Consider the following 7582-nt stretch of genomic DNA (forward strand, 5'->3'; position numbering starts at 1 on the left):
TTCTACTTCAATAAAGCCCTAAGATAATATTGTAAAAAAATAAAAGCAAAAACATTAGGAAATCAACACAGTTCTTGGTTAGGTGCGTGGGTTACGCAACTAATTTAATAAATTAAACTAAACGTTAGGGAAATCCGTAGGATTTTCCGAGTACACACAGACCCAAGCAATTAATTATACACATTGTTGCCAACCGTTATTATTCAATATTTTTGATGATTTGGATAGTTTGTTTTTTCTCAATCGGCTTTTTAATTCGGATATTTATTTTTTTATAGTTCCATTGGTCATGTATTAGATCAGCAGAAATATCCATTCTCCCACGTCCTTTTGTTCCTACCACACGAATTGATGAGTTTATAGTTTTGTATTCATTTGAATATTTAACTACTCCTTCTAAAATAGCAAGTTTATCAATCGGTTTTATTTCGCCAAGCAATTCCGATGCTCGTTCATCAGATTTTACTTTTTCTAGTGCGTTTTCATAAAGTTCAGTTTCTGAATATGCTCTGACTATATCAGCACTATTTCCCGCAACTCCTGAAGAAATTAAAAATACAATTTGAATTAGTATTATGCCACTCACAGGCACAAGCCACTTCCAATTCTTTTTCCACCAACTTTTTTGTTTAATCAGTTCGTTATTCATTTGTAATTTTTATCAGTTTTTATTTCAGCTCAATTCTTAATCCGCTTATGAATTTATTTTTTCCACCATTCGCTGGATGTCGGATATAGGCATATTCATATCCCATTTCCTTTATTTTTAATTCGGCTTTTCTACCTAATGCTATGATTTTTTCAATCGGAACTAATGGTTGGCAACGGTTGGGCTATGGTTTTCGTTGCGGAATTGTCCGCTAGGACTATTCCGATATTACCAAGCCATCATTGCAATATAGGAATTTCCGGAGGGAAATTCCGCCGCAATGAATTATAGCCGTTGTTAGCAAACGTTTTTATTTAAAGATTTCGGTTAATTCGTCAACCATTCTAAACTTAGTTCTTCCAGTAAAGTTAACTTTAGAATGAATTGCCTCCTTTAGTTGTAGGTAATTGGTGTGGTAAAATTCCGATATTTTGATCATTTTTCTTCCGTTTTTTGTCAGATACAAATATTCATGAATTCCACTAAAAGAATACAAATTTGATACTGTATACCCGTCAAAATTGTCAATTTTAAACTCTCTTTTTGAGCCTAATCCTAAATATCGTTTCACAATGATTTTATCATCTTCTATTCTTATATAAATTGCTTTAGTCCGTAATTCCCCAAACAATAGCAAGAGAAAACAGAATAACATTAAAGATGAGAAGAATAAGACTATGTAAATCGGTAAATCAGGAGAGAAACCCCCTTTCAAGAATAATGCAGAATAAAGCAATATGGGGAAGCTGAAAGTCAATATTGGTAAAATGTAAACGTAAAACTTTAGCCTACTCTCTATCATGTTTATTTAATTAAAAATATGTCTACGCAATGTTTGCTAACGACTTAGCTATGAACAGTGCGGGAGCAAACTAGCATTTGCTTTCCGCCATGCACGTAGCGAAATCTTTTGGTTTTGTTTTTTCTTTTTTTCTGTTAAAGCGAAATCCCAAAGATTTCGCGACCTCATAAAAATACGCAAACCTTAGCGTTTAAGCCCTAAACCCGTATTGTTTATAGGTTTTGTTAGCGGTAGTTTTTATTTTCACTTAATTAAAAATTCAGGTATGTAATCTGATTTTACATTAATTACAATTCCCTTTTCTTTCGCAAAAGCACAGACTGCAGTTAAAGCAAAATCAATCCATAATGAGCTATTATCTTCCTCTTTGTTTTGAATTATCCATTCTTTTTTAGAAATAAGTATACTTTCGATTTTATCATTAACCTTTTGGCTTTCTAACTTTATAGAATAGTTATAGATTTCGGCTATAGGCAACCATATCCGTTCTCGAAGTTTCTTTCCTTCTTCTGATTTTGTTAATCCATTTCCAGAAATAGCATAAAAAGCTACGACACCTGAATTGACTATGCTTTTTAAATCTTCGAATATTGTGTCTTCAGGTGTTCTAGTACCTAAACACATTAGTGTAAATTGAGTAAATCTGTTCCAGTATGGGTCTTTATCTTCTTTAGCAACAAGTTCATACAATTCAATTAGGGCGTTTCGACATGAGGTTTCCTTTAAAATAAGAGAAATATTTAATAGTTCCCACCAATTGAAGAGACTTACTTTTTCTCTTTTATTTGTTTTTTCAATTTCAAAATGTTCATTTTCAATTGTTATTACAAGAGTTTGACCACTTCCAAATTCTCTTTGAAAATGTTTGGTTCCAATATTAAGATAAAAACGTAACCCTTTTATTGCTTCTTCGTTATCCTCATTTAAAATGCTGAAAATTGATAATTCCTTACCAATATTTTTATAAGCTGAAAGATTAACAATAAGGTCGTTTGATACTCTTTTTTTTAGTTTTCTACTTGTATTAGGGAATCTGTCTTTTACAAATTCAAATTCTTTTTTTAAATCTCTTGTTATCTTATGCCTTGATATCATATAGTTCCTTTCTCCTACTAGTTTTATTCAAATTACCGCTAACGTTTTGTATATGAATAGTTTTTAATGGATAAACAACTATTAACGGTTATAAATATACAATGTATAGAAACAGTAAGTAATAGGTTAAAAACAATGTTAAAAATTATTTATATATATTGTTGCCAACCGTTACGTACCGTCATTCTATTCGCTCTTTTAAATCTATTTTTTCAAGTATAATATTAATTGCTTTCTTATGAGTTAAATTATTATACGAACAAGTTTCGGTTAATTCCCTAATCTGTTTATAAATAGAATTTATATGGCTAATTAGAATATTAAAAACAAACGTTGTGCATAAAATTATGAGCAAAGCAATGTTTTTAAAAGTCGGTTCTGTAGTTTGGTCAACAATCATAATGCCTATTGTTCCAAGTGGTAAAGCATATAGAAGTATAAATCCTAAATACTTTATGCTTTTGATTTTCCTAAGTTTTTTAATTCCTTTAGGTATATTCTTTTTTAATATTGATACTGCTCTAGCAAATGATGTAACAATGATACTAACAATGGATGTTCTTATAACTAACTCCATATTCGCTGTAATCCAATCGTATACAATATTTAATATTTCCATTAATTCAGGTTGGTTTAGTTAAAATTAATTTTAAATTCCTTTACTCATGTCAAAATTCAGTTCCTCTTTAAAGAATCGTTTAGAATCATTTCTGTATTATTTTCTTCTGTGGATAATTCCTGCTTTATACTTTCTACTTTCGATTGCGGTTCTAATATTTCTTTTTCGATTAGTACTTTCTCCTGACTTGTTTTGAAAACATTATAAATAAGTGATATTAAAGTAACAAGTCCAATAGATATTATTAAAAAATCTTTAAAGAATGTTAAGATTTTTTGTGTGATATATTCGTTATGTTTCTTTTTAAAATATTCAGATTCAATATAAAAATAAGCGTTTTCTTTTGAAGAGTATCTAAAGTTATCAAGTTTTACAAACCCTAGTTCATGTAAGTCAATCAATGTCGCATTTGTTTTTATTGAGTCTATTTTTAAACCATTTGAAATTTCTTCTGGCGTTAAAGTATAGGTTGTAAGAATCTCTGTTTCATCCGTTTTGTTACGTTCTACATGCTTAAAATGTTCAGTTCTTTTGTCGTTCAGGTAGTTCAAAACCTTATGATGATATTTATATTTGTCTAACATGATTTACTTTTACTTTTTTTATATTCATCAATTCCGCTTTTTATACAGTGATAACTAAAAAACACGAAAATGCTAAATCCAAATAATTTAAAGACGACTTTATTTTTAAGCCAATCGGTAAAACTTTCTTCATTTGACAACACTCCTTTAATTCTGTTAATATTTGGGCTGTCCGAAATATATTCAATCTCAATGTTTGTTGGCAATTCTCCGTAATTCCATCCTGTACTTTCAATAGTTCTGCCATCTTTTGTTACGAATGAGTATTTATAACCATATCCATCTGCTATTTCCCCAGCATCTCTATCCATTTCAAATTTTTCGGTATCAAGAAAATTACCCGATACTGTAATTTTTTCTTTCGTTACCATTAAATAACTTTCTCTAGCTTCACTATAAGCATTGCTGTTAAACAACCAAATAAAATAAACAGCAAGAATGGCAATACCAATTAAAATGTTTTTTAATAAATTAAAGTCTCTTCTTTTCATTCCTTGATTACCATTAGTCTTAATGTTTTTATCGTGTAATGATTACTTTTGGTTTCATTAATTCCCATTTTATGCACTCTTTTATTCATTCCTACCTTGCCGAAAGAAAATTTGAAATAGTCAAAATTGACGAAGAGGATATAAATTCGCCTCGTTATAGACGTTATTTTGATTCAACTCCTAATGATTCAGAAATGATGTATTGTGATATAGTTGTTTTTAATAATTCTATTATGATTCAATCTATAACCGATAGAACTGATGTTTTTGATTTAATGTCAGTTGCAAGGTCTTATAGGGTTGACAATTTAGAACAGCTTAAATTCTTATTAAATAATGCTAACAATGTTATGTTGGATTATTTTAAAAAGATAGATTACCCTTCCTAATTATTATTACTGATTTAATTTTAAACAGCTTAATTCTCCATAAACTACACTTGTAAATCTACCTATTAAACTTTTGTATTCTGTAATTGCTCCTTTTTTAGGACTTCTCTTTAACGCAGTCTTGTATCTAAAAACATCTTCATTAAGCACTTCGTTTAAATACATTAAATAGCTTGTTGTTTTTATTTCTTCATTTTCTTCGTATTTGATTTCCTTTTTTAACAATCCATCAACAACATCAAAGTTATACTCTGTATTAGAATAATCATCTATTCTTTCTAATAATGCTTTTAACCTCTTTATCTTCTCTTCTTTATCCATCCTCTTATGTATTTGTTTTAATGGTTGGCAACGTGTTGTGTATGGTTAGTTGCGGAAAATCAGTTGAGATTTTCCAACGTATGAGCAAGTTAATTAATTCGAGTGAATTTCCTGCGAGGAAATTCCGCCGCAATTAATTATACACGTTGTTAGCAAACGTTTTTTTATTTTTTTTCGAAAATAATGGATGCCTTTAACTCATTTCCACCAGTTGTCGGTATTAAAAATACAGTACCTTTTTTTATTTTATCACTATCCTGCGGTTGAAAATATAATTTAGAATAATCTATTCCATTTAAACTCAAATTGATATCAGATGAAAGACTTTTATTCGATATTATATCAATGGTTTTGAACGTTATTCCGTCGCCGATCAATTCCGTTGATTTTTCTGTAAAAGGTTTAACAGAGATTTCCTTTTCTAAATACTGTGATAAAATTAAATATTTTGCAAAGAAGAGTAAAAAAACATGAATATTCACACCTATCTCACTTGATCCAAATGTAAGGCCAAACTTCGCACTATAAAGAAGAGAAAGGTTAATAGAAGTGTCGTTTATAACGAAGTAAGGAATCTGAATTATTATCCAAATAAGCGCTAAATAATAAAACTCATATTTCCGTATAAAAAATAGAATTCCGCTTACAATTCCAAGTATAGAAACAGCAATTGTTGGGTCCACTAAGTTATCAAGATTGTTATATATGGTAAATAATCCCGAACCAATTGCGAATGCGTAAAATCCTTTTAAAATATTCATTTTTCTAAATGTTTGCTAACGGTTAGTATAAGAAAAGTAGGGCAGTCAGTAAGCGATGACCTCTCCGCTTAGCCACAAGCCAAAACTTTTGCATTTTGTTTTTATCTTATTTTTCTAAAAGTCAAATCAAAAGGTTTGGCGACTTTGCAAATACGCCTAAACCTTTGTTTAAGCAATATCCGCCCTATTTTTTTTATACATTGTTAGCAAACGGTTTTTAATTCATCATTTTCTCAATTTCATTGGTCGAAAGATGAAACGGAAATTCAATTGCATTATTAATAATTCCGTTTTCGTCTATAAATGCATAAGTAACACCTCCGTCACAAAATGCCGATATTTTTTTATCACTAAACTCATTTAAAATAGAATCATTCTCCTCAATTGGTAAAAAGTAATGTTTTGATTTCCAAGAATTATCTATAACTCTAGCAGCCCATACTTTTTTATTCACTTTCTTATCTATACAAATATTAATTGTACTAATTTTTTCTTTATTTTCTTTTTCAAAATTTTTAATTGAAGGAAGGTTATTAACTATTGATGCTCCAGCATATTGAGCTGACCAAAAAACAATAATTAAAGGTTTACCATTATAGTTCTCTAGTAAAGATTTGAATTTCGATTTATTTAAAGTAAATGCGTCTTCATTAAGTGTGTAATCTTTATTGTCCAGTCCGTCCTCTAATAGATTTTCAAATTCATTTATTTTTTTTACATATTTATTGTCATTATTAATGTCAATTTTTTTAGAGTATGTTTTATAATTCGCACCTAAAGTCATTAACCAAGTAGATAAATCCGCATAGTATTTATTGTATATTTCTTTGTTTAAGTTATCCTTTAAAAAAGAATTGACCCATTCTTCATAATCGGAATTGTTGAAGAATGATTGCCAATTTCCATATGTTACTCTAACGTTACCTTGCTCCTCTAATTTTTTCAAGTATTCGATTTGTAAGATACTTTCTAAATTATTTGCTAAATGCCAATCATTTATATTATTGAGCTTTTTGTATTCTTGTTTATCAAAATATTTAAATGCTTTATCTTTAAAGTTGATACTAATTGAATCTAAACTTTTAAGTCTAGACATTTTGTTTAAATAACTGGTAAGCAATGAGTATTTTTTAAAATTTATACGATTTAAAAGAAAATTGTATTCTTTTTCGGTAAGTGGTGTTTCAGTAATTATTTTTTGAATTTCAATTTTGTTCTCAGCTTGTGAGATTAATTTTTCATTTGATTTTTTTAGATAAATAAAGTTTAATAATTCGTTTTGTTCTGAAATAGCAGTACTAATGGAAATGATGAATTCATCTAGACTTTGGGTTTTTTCTGAATCAAAATCATCATATTCAAATTGTTTAAGGTTTAGAGTATTTATTTTTCCCGCTCCTTTTCCTTTAACAATTAGTGAATTTTTTGGATTATTTACATCAAAGCTTATTTGAATATTGTCTCCGCTAAAGAGAATTAATTGAATTCCGCTGTTTTTAAATTCAAGGCTGTAGTTGGCTCCATCTGTAATCTTATCAGAATTTAAGTTGAAATGTCCCTCTGAATCTATAAAAGAACCAATACTTGTGAAATTATCAAAATTTAAGTTCCCTCTTAATCGTGGTACGTAATTCAAATTAATATATTCTTGCTCTGAATTTTTGACATATCCGCTAATTTCAATTCCATCATTTGAAGTTGAATCGAAGGCAACTAGTAATATGCTAAATATTAATAGTAAAATGACTTTTTTCATATTTGATTTTCGTTTGTAGGTTTTGTTCAACTGTTTGCTAACGTAGGAATAAAGTCTATATTAACTTTATTTCTATTATGTCGCTAAGTTAGTAAATCTTTAAGTTTGATAAAAG

General features: G+C 29.0%; 10 protein-coding genes. 2 read left to right on the forward strand and 8 right to left on the reverse strand.

Going from position 1 to position 7582, the window contains the following annotated elements:
- Nucleotides 1-199: 199 nt before the first annotated feature.
- The 3 genes from D3P13_RS21475 to D3P13_RS21485 all read right to left on the reverse strand — a co-directional run bounded on the left by D3P13_RS21475 (nt 200) and on the right by D3P13_RS21485 (nt 2546).
- Entirely contained in the window at nt 200-649 is a 450-nt protein-coding gene (locus tag D3P13_RS21475; RefSeq protein WP_117885728.1) for a cytochrome c oxidase assembly factor Coa1 family protein, read from the reverse strand.
- Nucleotides 650-959: 310 nt separating this feature from the next.
- Entirely contained in the window at nt 960-1220 is a 261-nt protein-coding gene (locus tag D3P13_RS21480) for a hypothetical protein (protein ID WP_157973001.1), read from the reverse strand.
- Between the two features lie 474 nt (nt 1221-1694).
- Nucleotides 1695-2546, reverse strand: a complete 852-nt coding sequence (locus tag D3P13_RS21485; RefSeq protein WP_117885732.1) for a hypothetical protein — start codon at nt 2544-2546, stop codon at nt 1695-1697.
- A gap of 347 nt (nt 2547-2893) precedes the next feature.
- Between D3P13_RS21485 and D3P13_RS22005 the strand changes: the two genes are divergently transcribed.
- Nucleotides 2894-3187 carry a hypothetical protein gene (locus tag D3P13_RS22005; protein ID WP_157973002.1) on the forward strand — a complete coding sequence of 98 codons (294 nt, stop codon included), beginning with the start codon at nt 2894-2896 and terminating at the stop codon, nt 3185-3187.
- 34 nt (nt 3188-3221) lie between these two features.
- On the opposite strand, the gene D3P13_RS21495 is transcribed toward D3P13_RS22005, so the two are convergent.
- Nucleotides 3222-3749, reverse strand: a complete 528-nt coding sequence (locus D3P13_RS21495) for a hypothetical protein (RefSeq protein ID WP_117885736.1) — start codon at nt 3747-3749, stop codon at nt 3222-3224.
- Nucleotides 3743-4240: a hypothetical protein gene (locus tag D3P13_RS21500; protein WP_117885738.1), complete on the reverse strand. Its 498-nt coding sequence runs from the start codon at nt 4238-4240 to the stop codon at nt 3743-3745. Before D3P13_RS21500 ends, D3P13_RS21495 begins: the two co-directional genes overlap by 7 nt.
- Nucleotides 4241-4311: 71 nt before the next feature.
- Between D3P13_RS21500 and D3P13_RS21505 the strand changes: the two genes are divergently transcribed.
- Complete coding sequence (locus tag D3P13_RS21505; protein ID WP_117885740.1) at nt 4312-4629, forward strand: hypothetical protein; 318 nt, start codon at nt 4312-4314, stop codon at nt 4627-4629.
- A 6-nt stretch (nt 4630-4635) separates the two neighbouring features.
- Here D3P13_RS21505 and D3P13_RS21510 read toward each other — a convergent pair whose 3' ends face one another.
- The 3 genes from D3P13_RS21510 to D3P13_RS21520 all read right to left on the reverse strand — a co-directional run bounded on the left by D3P13_RS21510 (nt 4636) and on the right by D3P13_RS21520 (nt 7467).
- Complete coding sequence (locus D3P13_RS21510; RefSeq protein WP_117885742.1) at nt 4636-4950, reverse strand: hypothetical protein; 315 nt, start codon at nt 4948-4950, stop codon at nt 4636-4638.
- A 164-nt stretch (nt 4951-5114) separates the two neighbouring features.
- A complete protein-coding gene (locus D3P13_RS21515; protein ID WP_117885744.1) occupies nt 5115-5711 on the reverse strand; it encodes a hypothetical protein in 597 nt (198 codons plus the stop codon).
- A gap of 217 nt (nt 5712-5928) precedes the next feature.
- Nucleotides 5929-7467: a hypothetical protein gene (locus tag D3P13_RS21520; RefSeq protein ID WP_117885746.1), complete on the reverse strand. Its 1539-nt coding sequence runs from the start codon at nt 7465-7467 to the stop codon at nt 5929-5931.
- Between the last annotated feature and the right edge of the window lie 115 nt (nt 7468-7582).

It is taken from the genome of Aureibaculum luteum (genome assembly GCF_003449015.1).
In the GTDB taxonomy this organism is placed as follows: Bacteria; Bacteroidota; Bacteroidia; order Flavobacteriales; family Flavobacteriaceae; genus Aureibaculum; species Aureibaculum luteum.